Raw genomic sequence first — 15,770 nt, 5'->3', positions numbered from 1 at the left:
GAGCCTGCTCGCGAAGAACGATGACGCGGTCTGTCATCAGAACTCCAGCGTGCTGGACAGCGAAATCTGCCGCGAATCGCCCATCGACACAAAGAACCGGCTCGCCGCCGAGGTGTAGTAAGTGCGGTCGAACAGGTTCTTCACGTTGAGCTGGAACTTGACCTTCTGCCCTTCGACCCGGGTGTCGTAGGTGGCGAACGCATCGGCCACGGTGTAGCTCGGCAGGTCGAAATCGTTCACCGCGTTGCCCGCGCGCTCACCCACATAACGCGCCCCGGCGCCGACCCGCAGTTGGTCGCCGCCGATAATGGTGCCAAAGTCGTAGACGGCCGACAGCGAGCCGCTGTTCTTCGCCACGTTTTGCAGTTGATTGCCTTTGTAATCCGGATCTTCGGTGACTTCGGCATCGGTGTAGGCATAGCTGCCGATCATGCTCCAGTGATCGGTGAGCTGACCACTCAAGTCCACTTCCAGGCCACGAGAACGCACTTCGCCGGCGGCGCTGTAAATCGTGGTCGGGCCTTCGGCATTGGCCACCAGCACGTTGCGTTTCTTGATGTCGAACAGCGCAATGTTGCCGGTGATACGACCCGGCAGATCAAGCTTGGCACCCAGTTCCCAGGATTTGGCTTCCTCCGGTGCGATGCTGCCGTCAAGTACGGTACTGCTGCCGCTCAACGGCGCGATGGTCGAGTTGGGTTTGAACGACTCGGTGTAGCTGCCGTAGAACGACAAGGCATCGGTGTACTTGTACACCAGGCCAACACGCGGCACCCATTTCTGCCCGTTACTGTCGGTGTTGGCATGGAACGGCACGCCTTTGCCAGCGTATTGGTCGTACACCTGGAAACGCGCACCGGCCACCAGAATCCATTGCTCGTTGAGGTGGATGGAATCCTGCAGGAACACCGAATCGCTGCGCAGTTCATCGGTCTGCGCGCTATCAGCCGCGCTGACCGTGGTGCCCGGCACTTCCTGGCCATACACCGGGTTCACGTAGCTGAACGTGCTGCGGCTTTTCTGGCGGATCAAATCTTCGCGAAAGATCTTGCGGTACTCGTCATCGACGCCGAACAGCAAGTCGTGCTGCATGCCGAGCACATTCACATTGCCTTCAAGGCTGGCGGTGGTGAAACGGTCGGTACTGATCGCGTTTTGAGTACCGTCCATGCTGCGGGTCAGGGTGCCCTTTTTGGTATCGATGGCGGTCACGCGCACCTGGCTGGCGTCGTAGGTTTCACGGTTCCAGCTGTAGCCGAAATGGGCTTTCCAGTTGTCGTTGAGTTCGTGATCGGCTTCAAAGTGATAGAGGTCCGAACGCCCTTCCATGTTGTTGAACGGCTCGTCGAGACGCTCGTTGCGCGAGATATCCAGCGGATGGTTGGTCCGCGGATCGATCAGCGTGCCACGGTCGAAGGGCGTGAGGAATTCACGGTGCTCATAGGCGAATAGTAGCTTGGTGCTTTCGCCGAACCAGGCCAGCGATGGCGCGATCAGGCTCTCGCGATGCACGCCGAAGTTACGCCAGTAATCTTCGTCTTCGTGATCCAGCACCATGCGGTAGGCCAGCCCGGAATCGCCGAGGGCACCGGTGCTGTCCAGACTGCCGCCGCTGCCGTTCTTGCCGTCGCCATAGCTCGAGCCGCGCAAGGTCAAGGCGTTGTACTGCTCAAGCTCGGGCTTCTTGCTGACCATATTGACCACGCCGCCCGGATCCTGGATGCCATAGAGCAACGAGGCCGGCCCTTTGAGCACTTCGACCCGGTCCACGCTGGCGTTGAGACCCCGCCCCTGCACGATAGGCATGCCGTCACGCATGATCGAGCCATTACGGTTGTCGCCAAAACCACGAACCATCACCGAATCCTGGGTGCTGCCCAGGGTGTTGGCCTGGGTGATGCCGCTGACGTTGGCCAGAGCGTCATCGAGATTGCGCGGAGCCTGGTCGCGGATAACCTGGGCCGGGACGACATTGATGGTCTGCGGGGTCTCCTGAACGGGGGCCGAAGAGCGCATCACTGAAGTGGTGGGAGGCGGCTGGTAACTCATGGACTCGTCCATCACCGAGGTGATGGTGGTCGCGCCAAGGTTTAACGCACCTTCAGTCGGCCGTGGTTCCAGTGCAATGGTGTGGCCGTCGGTACGACGGAACGTCAGCCCCGAACCGGTGAGCAGACGTTGCAGGGCCTGTTCAGCACTCATCTGGCCGTTGATTGCCGGCGCATTGAGGCCGAACGGCGCTTCATCGGTGTAGACGACGCTGATGCCGGTCACCCGGCTGAAATCACTCAGGGCCTGGGGCAGAGGTTTGGCGGCCAGCGAAAAACTGAACTGTGCACGCGGCTGACTGTTGCCCGTCTCTGCGGCCAGCGCCACGCTCAGCGGCAACAACGCCAATGCCGAAAAGCTCAACGCAGACACACCCAACCATTGTTTGACCGAACCCGATTTTGCCCTGGACTTCATGACTCATGACCTGTGTAGAACCGCAACGGATGCGAATGACTCGCAGTTTCAGTCACTACACGGATGGCAATCGGGTTTACCTCAGCAAAAATTTGAAAATATTTTTCGCAAGTGATGAGGAGACCGGATCGGCCCCTTCGCGAGCAGGCTCGCTCCCACATTTGCAATGCATTTCCCTGCTCGCGAAGGCGCCGACAGCCTCAACGCAAAATAATCAGATGCCCCAAAACCTGATGCTGCTCAAACCCCAACACGCCCTGCAATGAACTCAACACGGCCTGCGGATTCCTGCTCGGAAAGCTGCCACTGACCCGGCGCGCCGCCAGTTCATCATTGAGCATCACGATCCGTCCCGGGTAATAGCGCCGTAAATCCTGCACCACATCGGCCAACGTCGCCTTGTAGTAATTGAGCCAGCCCTGGCGCCATGCCAATTGAGCTTCGCTGTCCACCGCGTGGAGTTTTTCCGCCGAGCCTTCGCCGTAGGCGACTTGCTGGCCGGCGGTGAGGATTTGCTGTTCGGCGTTTTTGTCCGCCGTCACGCCGACTCGCCCGGACAGCACCGTGACCTGTGCACCGCGGGGCTGCAAACGGACTTCGAACTGCGTGCCCAGGACCCGCGCCTGGCCTTTTTCCGCATCGACCACAAACGGTTGCCCCGTATGTGTCACGCTGAAAAAAACGGTGCCACGACGCAGTTGTACATGCCGCTCGCCGCGACTGAAATCCACGGCGATGGCACTGTCGGCATCCAGTGTCACCTGCGACTGATCGGCCAGGGTGACGGTGCGGATTTCCCCCGGTGCCGAGACGAAGTCCGCGCCCAGGTCATCAATCCAGCGCGATGGCTGCCAGCCTGTGCCGAGACTGATCATCAACAGCAGACACGCGGCCATCGCCAGTGCACCGGACCAGCGTCCGACCGTACTGCGCCGCGACTTGCCCATGGCGTTGAGATACCCCTGCAAGGCCAGGGCGTCTTCATCGGCGAGCGTGCGCGCCGGTCCTTCGCTCAACTCCCACAAGACCTGCGCCTGAGAATAAGCCTCGGCATGGGCGGGGTCGGCCTGCAACCAATGACTGAAAGCAGCCTGGTCAGCGCTGCCGGGCTGGTCATGCAACAGACTCAGCCAGGCCAGCGCTTGCTGCTCCTGAGCGGGCGTCGGGGTGACGCGTTCGAAGTTGTTCACGGTGCTTTCCCTGGCATACGCGTTTCGGGTTCCCGAAGGCTCGCCTTGCAGGCTTCGAGGGCGCGCATCATATGTTTTTCCACGGCACTTTGGGACAAGCCCATGGCCTTGGCGATCTCGGCATATTTGCGGCCGTGAATGCGATTGAGCAAAAAAATCTGCCGCGTGCGCTCCGGTAACGCACGCAACGCAGCTTCGACGTGGCGCAAATCGTTGCCCGCCTCCAGCGCCGCTTGCGGTCCGCTGTCATGGCTGTCAGGGGGGGCCACCATCAAACCTTCGCTGGCCCGGACCCGCGTGCCTTCACTGCGCAAATGGTCGATGGCGATGTTGCCGGCGCAACGCAACAGGTAGGTGCTGAGTTCCTCGACTTGCACCAAAGGCCGCCGCCAGAAACGCAGGAACAAGTCCTGTACCAAATCAGCCGCCGTCGCCCGGCAACCAACACGCCGACTCACCAGCGCTTCCATTTGCGAACGCTGGGAGAGAAATACCTGGAGAAAGTGCGCACGGTCACCGCGCTGTTGGTCGCGCTCGATATCGTGGGGTTCGGGAGGGAGAGTGATCATCGATTCAATACTGCGCTAACACGGCAATAGGACTGGCCAGCGCCGAGACGAGGTAACCGCCGAAGACGAAAGCGAGCACCCGCGAAGCGACCTCCAGTCGGCAGGAAACGGAAAGTGTGCGGAGTTTGGCGTTCATGTTTCGACCTGGAAACCGGGTAAGGCCACGGCAGCGTCAGAGGGCCGGCAAGGCCACAATACTAATGATAAATATTCTCATACGCAAAATGATCGGATAACCCCCTCCATTACGCCTGTTGGTTGCGGCGCAATGCCAATCGCTTTTGTGGCAGAGCTGACAAACACCTGAAACCAGAACGGGCCTGCAATGCAGGCCCGTTCTCATGGGAGGGTAAAAAGTGAATCAGGTGTCAGCCGTTGAGCGCCGCCTGTTCGTTTTCCAGAAACTCTTCTTCCAGCAGCCGGTCGGCATGGGCACCACTTTCGATGGGTACCACGTTGGCGCGTTTACCGCGCAATTTGCCGAACATATGCTCCAGCGCATGTTCAAGTTTGGCCGATGCACCGTCGATCGCCTGCTCCATGGTGGAGGCTTTATGGGTGACGGAAACCGGTTGATGGCCTTTTGGCCGCGCCTCCAGCTGGCAGCGCATGTCGTGGGGACCCGGCTTGTCGCCGTTCTCGTCCCGCAGGTGAACCTCGACTCGTGTCAGGTCCTCTTCGTAGCGTTCGAGCGTGCTCTCAATGGTTGTACGTACCCACTCCTCCAGTCGTTTACTGCCTTGAATATGGTTATCGCTATTGACTTGGATTTGCATAGTTCATCCCTTATTTCAGCTAGCTCGCGAGAGGCCGGTCAGCTAAGCCCTTGGGCGTCATCACCGTGACCTCTTGCTTACACAATCGGTCTGTACGCTGAACAATTCAACCCCTGTAAAAAGATAAATTTTCATACACAAAAAAAGCCGGACAACGAGCAAAAGCGCTGTTAATGTCGGGAGTCGGGTCGTCCTGCCTGGCTGCCCGAATTCCTTACATCTGCGGCTCGCCCAGTGGGTGCAGACTGCGAAAAATCCCCGCTTCTTCCACCAGCCAGTCATGCACGGCACGCACGCCGGGATGGCTCAGCGCACCCGGTGCATAGAGCAGCATGTAGCGCTTGTGGTTAGGCACCGCCAGGCCGAAAGGCACGATCAACGCCCCGCGCTCCAGTTCATCGTTGAGCAGCGTTCGTCGGGCAATCGCCACCCCCATCCCGGCGATGGCCGCTTCGATCGTCAGGTGATTGCGATTGAAGGTATGCCCGCGTCGAACATCCGCCCCCTCGAAGCCGATGGCGTTGAGGTAAAACTCCCATTCCGCGTACTCGTAGCTGCCGCGCCAGGCGGTAATGTCGTGCAGCAAGGGAAAGTGCATCAGGTCTGCCGGACCGTGCAGCGGCGGACGACCACGCAACAGGCCCGGCGCGCATACCGGAAAAATCTGTTCATCGAGCAAGGCTGTGGATAACAGGCCCGGGTAGCTTCCGTCGTTCAGGTCGATAGCCAGATCGAAGTCGCCTTCATGCAATGGCACGCTGCTGTCCTCAGCCACCAGGCGCAACTGAATGTCCGGAAAACGCTGCTGCAAACGTGGCAGACGCGGCGTCAGCCATTTGCTCAGGAACGACGGGATCGAACGCACCCGCAGAATCCCGCTGATCATGCCCGCATCCAGTCGCCGCAATTCCGCGTCGATGCTGCCAAAGGCCTCGTTGACGGTCATGGCCAGGCGCTGCCCCTCAGCGCTCAGCTCCACTCCGCGAGCACGGCGGTGAAACAGGCGAAAGCCCAGGCGATCTTCCAGCTGGCGGATCTGCTGGCTGACTGCTCCCGGGGTGATGTGCAGTTCCTCGGCGCAGCGGGTGAACGACAGGTGCCGCGCGGCACAGGCAAACACGTTCAGCCAGACATACGTCTGGGCGTGTAATTGACGGCTCATCGTTTAGCCCTGCTAAAGAATGTCTTAGGAAGTTTCGTTGGTCATGTAGGACCTTGACGGGCAGTATCGCCGACATTGCGCTTGTCCTACAAAAATGGCGGCGATTCCTCTTCCATTGCTTGTACAGGCTTTAGCATGGCTATCAGTGTTTTCGATCTCTTCAAAGTCGGCATCGGCCCGTCCAGTTCCCATACCGTCGGTCCGATGCGTGCTGCCGCAACCTTTGCCCAAGCGCTGGTCGATCACGGTTTTCTGGCCGACGTGCGACGCGTGGAAATCCGCCTCTATGGTTCTCTTTCAGCGACCGGCGTCGGCCACGCAACGGACCGCGCCTGCGTCATGGGTCTGATGGGCGAATGGCCCGATCGCATCGATCCAACCACCATCGACAGCCGCATTCACACCCTGCGCGAAACCGGCAAACTGTGTCTGGCAGGCGTTGCAGAAATTACCTTCGACTGGCAAACCGATCTCCTGCTGCTCAACGAGAGCCTGCCCTATCACCCCAACGCCATGTCCCTGACAGCCTTCGGCGAAACCGGTGAACTGTTCGAGCAAACCTATTACTCGGTGGGTGGAGGCTTCATCATAGAGGCGGCCGAAGCCGAGTCCGGGATCGCACCGGCCGGCGATGTGCAGCTGCCATACGACTTTTCCAGTGCCGCCGAACTGCTCAATTTGTGCAACGAGCACGGGTTGCGGGTGAGTGAGCTGATGATGGCCAACGAACGGGCATGGCGCGGTGATGCCGAGATCCGCCAGGGTCTGTTGCATATCTGGTCGGTGATGCGCGAATGCGTCGAGCAAGGCTTGCGCCACGAAGGCATCCTGCCCGGTGGTCTGAAAGTTCCACGTCGAGCGGCGAAACTGCATCGCAGCCTGCAGGAAATCGGCAAGCCAAATGTCATTACGTCCACCTTGTCAGCGATGGAATGGGTCAACCTTTACGCCCTCGCCGTGAACGAAGAAAACGCGGCCGGCGGACGCATGGTCACGGCACCGACCAACGGCGCGGCGGGGATCATTCCGGCGGTGTTGCACTACTACATGAGATTCAATGCCGATGCGTCCGACGACGACGTGGTCGCGTTCTTCCTCGGCGCAGCGGCCGTCGGCATCCTGTGCAAGAAAAACGCTTCGATCTCCGGGGCCGAAGTCGGCTGCCAGGGTGAAGTCGGCTCTGCCTGCGCCATGGCCGCCGCAGGCCTGGCAGAGGTACTTGGCGCCACCCCGGAGCAACTGGAGAACGCCGCCGAAATCGGCCTGGAACACAACCTCGGCCTCACCTGCGACCCAGTTGGCGGACTGGTGCAAGTGCCGTGTATCGAGCGCAACGCGATCGCCGCCGTGAAGGCCATCAACGCCACGCAAATGGCCTTGCGCGGCGACGGTCAGCACTTCATCTCCCTGGACCGGGTGATCCGCACCATGCGTGACACCGGAGCCGACATGCACGATAAGTACAAAGAGACGTCACGGGGCGGACTGGCGGTGAACTGGGTGGAATGTTGATCACTTTGGAGGCACGTCGAGGTTTATTGCCCTGAAACGTGCAGAAAACGCGGCCCCTGCAGGAGCGAGCTTGCTCGCGAAAAACCCTCAGGCGCCGCGAACCTTCTGATTTGACGCGTTATCGTTCACGATCATCGCGAGCAGGCTCGCTCCTGCAGAACGTGTTTTCTGTCCGACAATTTTGTCGGCATGCCCCTTGCTACGTCCTGGTTGGAACAATGATGGCGATGTGGCCATGGAATGGCCGATGGTCTGGTGTTGCGAACTAATCCCGATATCAACCGGTCAACAACTGCACGTTCAATCAGGCGGTGACGCATCATGGACAACCCTTTCCAGCTCATTACCGATGCCTTTGCAGCGGATTACCAGATCAACCTGAGCATTCAGGGCCTTGACGGCAGCATCATGCTGACCCTTTCCAACAGTGGCCGCGTGGTGGCCAAACGCATGATCAGCGCCGAACAACGCAACGACCCCCAGCGCCTCAAGCGTCTGGTTCAAAGCATTCAATTCGGCATTGCCATCGAACAAGGCCACAGCGCCGTGACCATCCTCGAAGCCATGACCACCGGCAGCGGTCGGACCCTGCCGCCCCCTCCAATCAAAGGGCGACAACGCCCCACGCTCGGGCTCTAGATTTCGCCCTTCTCGACCTCTGGATGTTCACTGGAACCCGCACCGGCCTTGCGTTGCGGGTTCTCGATCTTCACCGAGGGAAATTGCGACGAAGCGTAACGTACCACCAGAACCGCAAACGCCAGCAGCAGAATCCCGCCGCACAGGTAGATGATCCCCAGGTCCGGCGGGTTGTGGTGCGAAACGTTGGAAATCAGCAGCCGCGTCAGCGCGGTGATCGCCACGTAGATCAGGAAGCGCACGGGCATGTGATTGGTCTTGAAGTAAATCCCGACCATCGCCCCCAGTTCCAGGTAGATGAACAACAGCAAGATGTCATCGATCTTGATGTGCCCCTCTTCGATCATCCCGAGAAATTCCATCACCGCCGCCCAGGCGGTCACCGCACCAATGGCGAACAGCGCCAGGTAGTGAAAGGTTTCGACGAACAGATTGCCCAGGGACTCAGCCAGTTCATGCACGTTCTGCCGCAGTTTTTCGGCCCAGTTGATTTTCACGATGATGCTTCCTTAGGTCGGCTCGACCGGATGATGCGGGTTGGACGTGACGGTTATTCTGCATGCAGAAAAAAGGCCAGCCCATGATGGCGAGCTGCTCTGGATTGCGCGCCGTGGCGTTTGGTCGCACCTGTGCAGCGCCTCACCTGACAAATGTCGAATCCGGTCTACATTAAAAAGCCACTACCCAAAAGGCAGGGATTCGCTTATCCTTTTCGCTGTATATAGATACAGTAGTCGAAACCGACAACCAATGTGAAGGCATGTGAGGTGGTGAATGGCCGTCGAAGTGGTATACCGCAGCAGCCGAGATCTGGAGCGCTTGTTCATGGATAAAGCCGAAGCTGACCGTCATGATAAAATGCTCGAACTGGCCGAATTGCTGGCTGAAGTGTTGCACAAAGCCGTTCCGTCCCTGACCGAGCAGCAAGTGGAAGAAGCCGGGATCTACATGGCGAAAAATCGCGATGTATTCGCCAAGGCGTTCAAGAGCCAGCCGGACGCCCTGTCCGAACTGCTCAGCGCACCGGTTGAAGTCGCAGAACCTGTTGCAGCGGCCGAGGTCGTTGAAGCCGCTGAGCCGGTCATCCCGGCCAAGCCTGCCAAGGCCCCAAAAGCCGCCAGGTAAGCAAAGCCAAAATTGAACAGGCCCTGAGTCGAATGGCGCAGGGCCTTTTTCATGCCTGGGGAAACTCATGCCCCATTCAGCGGTACAGCACTTTCTCCGCCAATTCATCTGCCACCCGGGCGGGAGAGCGTTTTTCCGCCTGGGCATGGGCGAAGACTTCAGTGAGTCGCGAACTGATTTTCGACAGGTGTGCGGTGATGGTTCCCAGCTCTTCGCCCCGATGTTTGAGCGAAACATAGATCAAACCGCCGGCATTGATCACGTAGTCCGGCGCATACAGAATGCCCCGCCGTTCCAACTGATCGGCGACGTCCAGATGGGTCAGTTGGTTGTTCGCCGAACCGGCCACTGCCGAGCAGCGCAGTTGTGTCACGCTGTGGCTGTTCAGCACTCCGCCCAAACCGCACGGCGCAAGAATATCGCAAGGCGTACTGAGCAGTGCGTCGTTGGCGATGGGGTGAGCCCCGAGTTGCTCCATCGCCAGTTGCACCTTGCCGTGATCGATATCGCTGACCAGCAGTTCGGCCCCGGCGGCGTGCAGCTGTTCTGCCAGGGCATAACCGACGTTGCCCAGGCCTTGAATGGCGACGCGCAGACCTTCGAGGTTGTCGCTGCCCAGCCGCGCCATCGCCGTGGCGCGAATGCCGGTGAATACGCCCATCGCCGCGTGTGGCGCAGGGTCACCCGCCGCGGTGGTGCTGGTAACGTGCTGGGTTTGCTGGGCGATGCAATCCATGTCCGCCACTGAGGTTCCACTGTCGATGGCCGTGATATAGCGCCCGTCAAGCTGATTGATACAGCGTCCGAAGGCTTCGAACAGCGCGGCGCGGTTGGCCACGTGAACCGGGCGAATGATCACCCCCACGCCGCCGCCCTGAGCCAGGCCGGCCAGTGCTGCCTTGTAACTCATGCCTTGGGCAAGGCGCACCGCATCCTCGACCGCAGACTCGTCGCTGGGATAGGCAAGGTAACGACAACCACCCAGGGCAGGCCCCAAGCGGCTGTTATGAATGGCAATGACCGCCTTCAACCCGGTGGCCGGGTCGACGCTCAGATGCAGCGATTCAAGGCGAGTGCTTTGCATGAGAGCGAACATCGTAGGGCTCCCGAATCACTTCTTGTAGTCGCCAGTATAGGCTTGCGCCCAAAAATTGCAGAAGCGCACAGGAATAAGCACGGCCACAATGCAAGCTTTCGGAAATAACCCGAAATCGCCCTTTTGCGGCACTGGACGAATGCCGGAGAGGGGGCTAAAACGAGGCATTGCCCGGAGATTTTAATGACCCCGCGCCAATCGTTCTTCGCCTGCCTGCAACGTTCACCGCCCGCGCTGTTCGAGGCGGCACTGTGGATTGCGGCCGAGCACGACAGCGAGGTGGAACCGCAAGCGCTGCTGGCCGATTTCCAGGCGTTGCAACAACGGGTCAGCGGCGGCTTGCCGATGCTGCCAGTCAGTGAACTGGCCCAGCCGCTGTTGCGGCGCATGAACGACCTTGGCTTCGCCCAGGACGACTTCACACCCTTGCGCCCGCAAGTGGCACTGATGGACAAAGTACTGAAACTTCGACGAGGGCAACCCTTGACGCTGGGGTTGATTGCGCTGGAGTTGGCCAGGGGCCTGGAGATTCCCATGGTCGGGGTCAACTTCCCCGGGCATTTCCTGCTGCGGGTGCCGGGCGCCGATCATTTGCTCGATCCCTGCGGCGGCCGGCGCCTTTATCCCAACGATTGTCGGGAGTTGTTGCACCGCCAGTACGGCCCTAACATCAAGCTCAGCGCCGAGCACCTGGAAACCGCCGATGCGGTGCAGATGCTGCAACGGTTGTCGCGCAACCTGCGCCAGTTGCACCTGTCCCACGACGATGTCATCAATGCCTTGATCGACGCCGATCGCGTCCTGGAACTGGGCAACGCCAATGCCTCCGACTACCTGGCCCGGGCCAGCCTGTACCAGCGACTGGACTGCCCGAACGCCGAGCGTTTTGACCTGGAGCACGCACTGCTGCTCAGCGACGATCCGATCCAGCGAATTCGCCTCACGGAACGGCTGGGGCATCTGCCGCCGAACGCCATCGTCCATTAAAAACAAAAGATCCTGCTTCTGACTTAAGGCGTGTCTGGCTGGTTCGCCGGATGCGCCTTGATGAATGCCGGGTGCGTCGCCGCCAACGCCGCCACTCGCCGAATGCGCGGATAAGCCTCAAGTGAAACATTGAAACGCTCGGCCGCGTACAGTTGCGGGATCAGATAGACGTCCGCCAACCCGGGCTCGGGGCCGAAGCAGTAACCGTCATCGCCGATCAACTGCTCTACTGTGGTCAACCCCTGACCGATCCAGTGGCCGATCCACTCCACCACCTGCGGTTCGTCGTAGCCTGACTGACGCAGCCGATTGAGCACGCTGACGTTGTGCAACGGGTGCACATCGCAGCCGATCACTGCCGCCACTCCGCGCTCATGAGCGCGGGCAGCCAGATCCCGGGACAGCAATGGCACCTGTGGATAACGTTCCTCCAGGTATTCGATGATCGCGGGAGACTGGATCAGCAATTCGCCTTCATCGGTGCGCAAGGCCGGCACGCGGCCCTGCGGGTTGATACCCAGATAAGGCGGTTGTCGATGCTCGCCGCCCTGCGGTGCGATCAGGTTGACTGGCAAGGACTGATAATCCAGGCCCTTGAGCGCCAATGCGATACGCACCCGGTACGAAGACGTCGAACGGTAGTAGGTATAGAGTTCCATGCCCCACTCCTCTCAGCGCGCCGGCAGCACTTTGCCGCGGCATTCGCCGAAGCCGATGGAAGCGAAACCGTCGCGGCGGCAACGACCGCGCAGGATGATTTCGTCACCGTCTTCAAGGAATTTACGCACTTCGCCCGATGCCAGTTCGATCGGTTTTTTACCACCCTCGGTAATTTCCAGCAGGCTGCCGAACTGACCGTTCTCAGGCCCCGACAACGTGCCCGAGCCGAACAGATCACCGGCCTGCAACTGGCAACCATTGACGCTGTGGTGCGCGACCATTTGCGCCACGGTCCAATACATGTGCCGGGTGTTGCTCAGGGTCAGGCGATGGGCCGGCAGGTTCTGCTCGCGCATGGCCTCGGTGAGCAGCAGGACTTCCAGTTCGATGTCGAACGCACCACCGGCCTGATCGCGCTTGTCGAGCAGGTACGGCAGCGGCTGCGGATCGCCTTGCGGACGAGCAGGCTGGGCACGACGGAACGGCTCCAGCGCTTCGGCGGTGACCACCCACGGCGAGATGCTGGTGATGAAGCTTTTCGACAGGAACGGCCCCAGCGGCTGGTATTCCCAGGCCTGGATGTCCCTTGCCGACCAGTCGTTGAGCAGGCAGAAACCGGCGATGTGATCAGCAGCGTCGCCAATGGCAATCGAGTCGCCCATGTCGTTGCCCTGGCCGATCCAGATACCCAGTTCCAGTTCGTAGTCCAGGCGCGCGCAAGGGCCGAACGTCGGTTCGCTCTGACCGGCCGGCAAGGTCTGGCCTTTCGGGCGGCGCACGTCGGTACCGGACGGGCGAATGGTCGACGCACGACCGTGGTAGCCGATTGGCACGTATTTGTAGTTCGGCAGCAACGGGTTGTCCGGGCGGAACAGTTTGCCGACGTTCTGCGCGTGCTCGATACCGACATAGAAGTCGGTGTAATCGTTGATTTTCGCCGGCAGGTGCATCTCGCAATCCGCCGCCAGCGGCAGCAGTTTTGCGCCCTGGGCTTCGATCTTGCCGTGCAGGGTGCTGCCCTCGGCGAACAGCTCCAGCAAACGCTCGCGTAACGCGACGCGAGCCTCGCGGCCCAGTTCGAAGAAGGCATTCAACTGGCCGCCACAGGTGGCCTCGACGGCAGCCTTCGCGGCGCCATCGAACAACCCGGCCTCCAGGGCTGCTTGCAGATCAAAGATATGTTCGCCAATGGCCACGCCACTACGCGGTGCCGAACCCTGGACACTGAACACGCCCAGCGGCAGGTTTTGCAGTGGGAAATCAGCATGGCCGTTGGCGGATGCAACCCAGCTGCGAGTGATGGAAGTCTGCGTCATGGGTTATCTCCGGGTCGGGTCGAAAGTGGCGGGCAGCGTAGCCCAGCAGGCATCGTAAGTGTTTTGCAATTGCGGGCAGTCGAGGGCGAAACGGCTTGGTCGCAGCACCTGGCTGGTCTCGAACATGAACGCCATGGTGTTGTCGATTTTCGCCGGGGCCAGCTCGGCATTGATTGCCTTGGTGCAGGTTTCGCCGTCCGGGCCATGGGCGCTCATGCAACTGTGCAGGGACGCACCGCCCGGCACGAAACCTTCGGCCTTGGCGTCGTATTCGCCCTGGATCAAGCCCATGAATTCATTCATCAGGTTGCGATGGAACCATGGTGGACGGAAAGTTTTCTCGGCCACCATCCAGCGCGGCGGGAAGATCACGAAGTCGAGATTGGCCAGGCCGTGGACGCTGGTTGGCGAGGTCAACACGGTGAAGATCGACGGATCGGGGTGATCGAAACTGACGGTGCCGATGGTGTTGAAACGGCGCAGGTCATATTTATACGGCACGTTATTACCGTGCCAGGCAACCACGTTGAGCGGCGAATGATTGAGTTCGCACGCCCACAACTGACCGAGGAACTTCTGCACCAACGTGGTGGGTTGTTGCAGGTTTTCGTAGGCCGCCACCGGAGTCAGGAAGTCCCGCGGATTGGCCAGGCCATTGCTGCCGATCGGCCCCAGGTCTGGCAGACGCAGCGGCGCACCATGGTTTTCGGCGACGTAACCGCGGGCTTGCGGGTCGAGCAGTTCGATGCGGAATTTCAGGCCACGTGGCAGTACGGCAATTTCCAGCGGTTCCAGTTCAAGCACGCCGAGTTCGGTGGCAATGCGCAGACGCCCCCGTTCAGGCACCAGCAACATTTCGCCGTCGGCATTGAAGAACACACGCTCCATGGAACGGTTGGCGCGGTAGTTGTAGATGCTGATCCCGGCCGGTTTTTCTGCGCCCGAGTTGGCGGCCATGCTCACCAGACCGTCGATGAAATCGGTCGGCTCGGCGGGAATGTCCAGCGGGTTCCAGCGCAGGCGGTTGGGGGTCACGTCCCCCAGCGGGCCGCCGGCCAGTTGCCGATCAAGCTTGACGAACGCCGGATGATTGGCCGACGGCTGAATGCGGTACATCCAGGTGCGACGCGCCTCACTGCGCGGCATGGTGAACGCCGTGCCGGAGAACAGTTCGGTGTAAAGGCCGTACGGGGCTTTTTGCGGGGAGTTCTGGCCGACAGGCAGTGCGCCGGGCAACGCTTCGCTGCTGAATTCGTTGCCGAAGCCTGACAGGTAAGCCAGCGCTGGCATCGTTGAATCGGGGTTCATGGAGCCTCCTGAACAGGGAGTCGGCAATGCCGGTCACTCTTTGGAGGAGTTAGTGGCCTGCCTGGGTTATTTTTATCGTAATTCAATTACGCATAACGTAATTTGATTGGTATTGACCGTCAAGCTATAAAGACGCCCATTCGTCCCGGGATCCCAGCCACCATGGAAAAAACCAGCGACAACAACGGTAAACAGAAAGTCCGCTCGGCCGAGGTTGGCACCGACATCCTCAAGGCTCTGGCCGAGTTGTCGCCCTCGACTTCGCTATCGCGCCTGGCCGAACACGTGCAGATGCCGGCGAGCAAGGTTCACCGCTATTTGCAGGCCTTGATCGCCAGCGGCTTTGCCGAACAGAACGCTGCCACCAACCATTACGGCCTGGGCCGTGAAGCCCTGCGCGTGGGGTTGGCGGCACTCAACAGTATGGACGTGCTGAAAGTCGCCGCCCTGCCACTCGCCGAGTTGCGCGATGACTTGAACGAAACCTGCTTTCTGGCGGTATGGGGCAATCAGGGCGCGACCGTGGTGCATATCGAACCGGCGGTACGCGCGGTGACCGTGGTGACTCAACTGGGCTCGGTGTTGCCATTGCTCAGTTCCTCCACCGGGCTGGTCTTCGGCGCTTACCTGCCGGCGCGTGAAACCGTGGACCTGCGCGATCAGGAATTGCAGAACAGCCCCCCCCACGTCTTGGCCGACCAGCAGGCGTATACGACGATGTGCGAACAGATCCGCCAACGGGGCCTGCATCATGTGCATGGATTGTTGATGCCCGGTGTGGATGCCTTGTCGGCGCCGGTGTTCAACGCGATGGGCAAAATTGCGGCAGTACTGACCGTGGTCGGGCCGACCTCACTGTTTCATGCCGATGAAAACGGTCCGGCGGCGCAGCGTTTGTTATCTGCATCCCGCGCTGTGAGCTGGCGCATGGGCTTTGAACCCGCCCCAGCAACAAACTGAACGC

At 60.2% G+C, this 15,770-nt stretch carries 14 protein-coding genes and 2 pseudogenes; 5 read left to right on the top strand and 11 right to left on the bottom strand.

Going from position 1 to position 15,770, the window contains the following annotated elements; translation table 11 throughout:
- Nucleotides 1–36: 36 nt before the first annotated feature.
- From CAF65_RS01025 to CAF65_RS01005, 6 genes and pseudogenes are all read right to left on the bottom strand, one after another.
- Complete coding sequence (locus CAF65_RS01025) at nt 37–2,466, bottom strand: TonB-dependent receptor (protein WP_085714602.1); 2,430 nt, start codon at nt 2,464–2,466, stop codon at nt 37–39.
- Nucleotides 2,467–2,666: 200 nt separating this feature from the next.
- Nucleotides 2,667–3,656, bottom strand: a complete 990-nt coding sequence (locus tag CAF65_RS01020; protein WP_085714601.1) for a FecR family protein — start codon at nt 3,654–3,656, stop codon at nt 2,667–2,669.
- The gene (locus CAF65_RS01015; protein WP_085714600.1) at nt 3,653–4,225 is read right to left on the bottom strand and encodes an RNA polymerase sigma factor; all 573 of its coding nucleotides are present in this window, start codon (nt 4,223–4,225) and stop codon (nt 3,653–3,655) included. The genes CAF65_RS01020 and CAF65_RS01015 overlap by 4 nt, the downstream gene beginning before the upstream one ends.
- Before the next feature lie 31 nt (nt 4,226–4,256).
- Nucleotides 4,257–4,361: pseudogene (locus CAF65_RS27670) on the bottom strand (DUF3649 domain-containing protein); the annotation flags it as partial.
- A gap of 232 nt (nt 4,362–4,593) precedes the next feature.
- Nucleotides 4,594–5,001: an HPF/RaiA family ribosome-associated protein gene (locus CAF65_RS01010; protein WP_085714599.1), complete on the bottom strand. Its 408-nt coding sequence runs from the start codon at nt 4,999–5,001 to the stop codon at nt 4,594–4,596.
- A 214-nt stretch (nt 5,002–5,215) separates the two neighbouring features.
- The gene (locus tag CAF65_RS01005; RefSeq protein WP_085714598.1) at nt 5,216–6,163 is read right to left on the bottom strand and encodes a LysR substrate-binding domain-containing protein; all 948 of its coding nucleotides are present in this window, start codon (nt 6,161–6,163) and stop codon (nt 5,216–5,218) included.
- A 135-nt stretch (nt 6,164–6,298) separates the two neighbouring features.
- On the opposite strand from CAF65_RS01005, the gene CAF65_RS01000 reads away from it, so the two are divergent.
- On the top strand, nt 6,299–7,675 hold the full coding sequence (locus CAF65_RS01000) for an L-serine ammonia-lyase (RefSeq protein ID WP_085714597.1): 1,377 nt from the start codon (nt 6,299–6,301) through the stop codon (nt 7,673–7,675).
- Nucleotides 7,676–7,996: 321 nt separating this feature from the next.
- Entirely contained in the window at nt 7,997–8,314 is a 318-nt protein-coding gene (locus CAF65_RS00995) for a DUF3509 domain-containing protein (protein ID WP_085714596.1), read from the top strand.
- On the opposite strand, the gene CAF65_RS00990 is transcribed toward CAF65_RS00995, so the two are convergent.
- Nucleotides 8,311–8,811, bottom strand: a complete 501-nt coding sequence (locus CAF65_RS00990) for a phosphate-starvation-inducible protein PsiE (protein WP_085714595.1) — start codon at nt 8,809–8,811, stop codon at nt 8,311–8,313. The two genes, CAF65_RS00995 and CAF65_RS00990, sit on opposite strands and share 4 nt — an antisense overlap.
- Before the next feature lie 277 nt (nt 8,812–9,088).
- Between CAF65_RS00990 and CAF65_RS00985 the strand changes: the two are divergent.
- A pseudogene (locus CAF65_RS00985) lies at nt 9,089–9,328 on the top strand (YebG family protein); the annotation flags it as partial.
- A gap of 187 nt (nt 9,329–9,515) precedes the next feature.
- Here CAF65_RS00985 and CAF65_RS00980 read toward each other — a convergent pair.
- On the bottom strand, nt 9,516–10,535 hold the full coding sequence (locus tag CAF65_RS00980; protein WP_008021449.1) for a Glu/Leu/Phe/Val dehydrogenase dimerization domain-containing protein: 1,020 nt from the start codon (nt 10,533–10,535) through the stop codon (nt 9,516–9,518).
- Between the two features lie 183 nt (nt 10,536–10,718).
- Here CAF65_RS00980 and CAF65_RS00975 point away from each other — a divergent pair, with 183 nt between their 5' ends.
- Complete coding sequence (locus CAF65_RS00975) at nt 10,719–11,522, top strand: SirB1 family protein (RefSeq protein WP_085714593.1); 804 nt, start codon at nt 10,719–10,721, stop codon at nt 11,520–11,522.
- Nucleotides 11,523–11,545: 23 nt separating this feature from the next.
- Here the strand turns inward: CAF65_RS00975 and maiA are convergent, their stop codons facing one another.
- The 3 genes from maiA to hmgA are packed head-to-tail and all read right to left on the bottom strand — an operon-like array spanning nt 11,546 to nt 14,806.
- The gene (gene maiA / locus CAF65_RS00970; protein WP_085714592.1) at nt 11,546–12,181 is read right to left on the bottom strand and encodes a maleylacetoacetate isomerase; all 636 of its coding nucleotides are present in this window, start codon (nt 12,179–12,181) and stop codon (nt 11,546–11,548) included.
- 12 nt (nt 12,182–12,193) lie between these two features.
- On the bottom strand, nt 12,194–13,498 hold the full coding sequence (fahA, locus tag CAF65_RS00965) for a fumarylacetoacetase (protein ID WP_085714591.1): 1,305 nt from the start codon (nt 13,496–13,498) through the stop codon (nt 12,194–12,196).
- A 3-nt stretch (nt 13,499–13,501) separates the two neighbouring features.
- Nucleotides 13,502–14,806, bottom strand: coding sequence for a homogentisate 1,2-dioxygenase (gene hmgA, locus CAF65_RS00960; protein WP_008021456.1), 1,305 nt, complete (start codon nt 14,804–14,806; stop codon nt 13,502–13,504).
- A 162-nt stretch (nt 14,807–14,968) separates the two neighbouring features.
- Between hmgA and CAF65_RS00955 the strand changes: the two genes are divergently transcribed.
- On the top strand, nt 14,969–15,766 hold the full coding sequence (locus CAF65_RS00955; protein ID WP_085714590.1) for an IclR family transcriptional regulator: 798 nt from the start codon (nt 14,969–14,971) through the stop codon (nt 15,764–15,766).
- Nucleotides 15,767–15,770 lie beyond the last annotated feature (4 nt).

The organism is Pseudomonas sp. B28(2017) (genome assembly GCF_002113025.1).
GTDB lineage: Bacteria > Pseudomonadota > Gammaproteobacteria > Pseudomonadales > Pseudomonadaceae > Aquipseudomonas.
Note: the sequence above shows the minus strand (reverse complement) of the source record. Positions and strands in the feature narration are given on the sequence as shown.

Bases quoted from the DNA above. Each gene is read 5' to 3' on its own strand.
- CAF65_RS01025 (WP_085714602.1), bottom strand. From the start codon at position 2,466: ATGAAGTCCAGGGCAAAATCGGGTTCGGTCAAACAATGGTTGGGTGTG.
- CAF65_RS01015 (WP_085714600.1), bottom strand. From the start codon at position 4,225: ATGATCACTCTCCCTCCCGAACCCCACGATATCGAGCGCGACCAACAG.
- CAF65_RS01010 (WP_085714599.1), bottom strand. From the start codon at position 5,001: ATGCAAATCCAAGTCAATAGCGATAACCATATTCAAGGCAGTAAACGA.
- CAF65_RS01005 (WP_085714598.1), bottom strand. From the start codon at position 6,163: ATGAGCCGTCAATTACACGCCCAGACGTATGTCTGGCTGAACGTGTTT.
- CAF65_RS01000 (WP_085714597.1), top strand. From the start codon at position 6,299: ATGGCTATCAGTGTTTTCGATCTCTTCAAAGTCGGCATCGGCCCGTCC.
- CAF65_RS00995 (WP_085714596.1), top strand. From the start codon at position 7,997: ATGGACAACCCTTTCCAGCTCATTACCGATGCCTTTGCAGCGGATTAC.
- CAF65_RS00980 (WP_008021449.1), bottom strand. From the start codon at position 10,535: ATGTTCGCTCTCATGCAAAGCACTCGCCTTGAATCGCTGCATCTGAGC.
- CAF65_RS00975 (WP_085714593.1), top strand. From the start codon at position 10,719: ATGACCCCGCGCCAATCGTTCTTCGCCTGCCTGCAACGTTCACCGCCC.
- maiA (WP_085714592.1), bottom strand. From the start codon at position 12,181: ATGGAACTCTATACCTACTACCGTTCGACGTCTTCGTACCGGGTGCGT.
- fahA (WP_085714591.1), bottom strand. From the start codon at position 13,498: ATGACGCAGACTTCCATCACTCGCAGCTGGGTTGCATCCGCCAACGGC.
- hmgA (WP_008021456.1), bottom strand. From the start codon at position 14,806: ATGAACCCCGATTCAACGATGCCAGCGCTGGCTTACCTGTCAGGCTTC.
- CAF65_RS00955 (WP_085714590.1), top strand. From the start codon at position 14,969: ATGGAAAAAACCAGCGACAACAACGGTAAACAGAAAGTCCGCTCGGCC.